This is a genomic window from Andreprevotia lacus DSM 23236 (assembly GCF_900176275.1).
Classification (GTDB): domain Bacteria; phylum Pseudomonadota; class Gammaproteobacteria; order Burkholderiales; family Chitinibacteraceae; genus Andreprevotia; species Andreprevotia lacus.
The window spans coordinates 1-1,691 of record NZ_FWXD01000073.1 but is presented as its reverse complement, the minus strand read 5'-3'; the positions used below and the strand labels follow the sequence as shown (position 1 = coordinate 1,691).

The window sequence follows — 1,691 nt, the reverse complement described above, 5'->3', positions numbered from 1 at the left end:
GCCCGCCGCCTTGGCATCAGTGCGGCCAGCCTGATGCATCTGGCCTGGGCGCTGGTGCTGGCCCGCACCAGCGGTCGGGATGACGTCGTGTTCGGCACCGTCTTGTTCGGCCGCATGCAAGGCGGCGAACAAGCCGACCGTGTGCTGGGCATGTTCATCAATACGCTACCGATCCGCCTCAAACTCGCCAACCAGAATGTCGAGACCGGTCTGAAGGCCGCGCATCAGCTGCTGGCGCAGCTGCTGCGACACGAGCATGCACCACTGGCCTTGGCACAGCGTTGCAGCGGGGTACAGGCACCGACGCCGTTGTTCAGCGCGTTGCTCAACTTCCGCCATAGCGGAGTTGTCCATGCCGATGCTGTGGCGGTTGAGGAGGGCGTTGAGCTGCTGCATACGCACGACCGTACCAACTATCCGCTTACCGTTTCAGTCGATGATCTGGGCGAGGGCTTTTTGCTCAGCGCACAGACCGTTGCCCCCATCCGCGCTGCGCGGGTGTGCAGCATGCTTGAGCAGGCTGTGGCGTCCCTGCTGGATGCTCTGACCCATGCGCCGCAGGCAAGGCTCGATACGCTCGCCATCCTGCCTGAGGCAGAGTTGCAGCAACTGGCGCAATGGAATGACACGGCACTGGACTACCCGCGTAATGCCTGCCTGCATGAGCTGATCGAAGCGCAAGTGAACGCCACGCCGGATGCGGTGGCTGTTGTTTGTGGCGACCAGCAACTGAGCTATGCAGAACTCAATACCCGCGCCAACCAGCTGGCGCATTACCTGCGTGCACTGGGTGTTGGCCCGGATGAGCGCGTTGCCGTGTGCGTGGAACGCCGCATCGAAATGATCATCGGCATGCTGGCCATTCTGAAAGCAGGTGGCGCTTATGTGCCGCTGGACCCGAGCTACCCGAGCGAGCGCGTGGCCTACATGCTGGAGCACAGCGACCCGGTGGCCATTCTGGTTGATACACGCGGTTGCGAGGTATTGCAGCAGAGTGCTGCCGAGGCCATCCAGCGCCGTACCTGTTTGCATCTGCAGGCTGATGCAGGCCTGTGGGAACAGGCACAGGATGCCAACCCGCAGCGTGTCGGGCTGGAATCCAGCCATCTGGCCTATGTGATTTACACCTCGGGCTCGACCGGCCTGCCCAAGGGCGTGGCCATTGAGCATCGGAACGCCGTCAACTTCATTTGCTGGGCGCAATCCGCGTTCGAGCGGGATGAGTTGCAACGCACGCTGTTTGCTACGTCGATCAACTTCGACCTTGCGGTATATGAATACTTCACGCCGCTGTCGCTGGGTTGCACCTTGCATTTGGTCGATAACGCATTGGCGTTGTTGACCCAGCCGCAAGACGTGACCTTGATCAATACCGTGCCATCGGCCATGTCGGCGCTGGTGAATGCCGGTGCGATCAGCCCGCAAACGCGTGTGATCAACCTGGCGGGCGAGGCGCTCAAGCGTGATCTGGTCGAGCGCATTTTTGCGCGCACCGGGGTCGAGCGCGTGTGTAACCTGTATGGCCCGACCGAAACCACGACCTATTCGACGTGGTGCAGCATGGAGCGCGCTACCGGCTTCGTCACGCATGTGGGTCGGCCAGTCGGTAACACGCAAGTGCATATTCTGGCCGGTAACGGTCAGCATTGCCCGATTGGCGTGGCCGGTGAACTCTACATCGGCGGCGACGG

General features: G+C 61.8%; 1 protein-coding gene. It reads left to right on the top strand.

What is annotated here, in order from left to right; genetic code table 11:
- On the top strand, positions 1 to 1,691 hold a 1,691-nt coding region (locus tag B9A19_RS21805), incomplete at both ends, for a non-ribosomal peptide synthetase (RefSeq protein WP_139799071.1).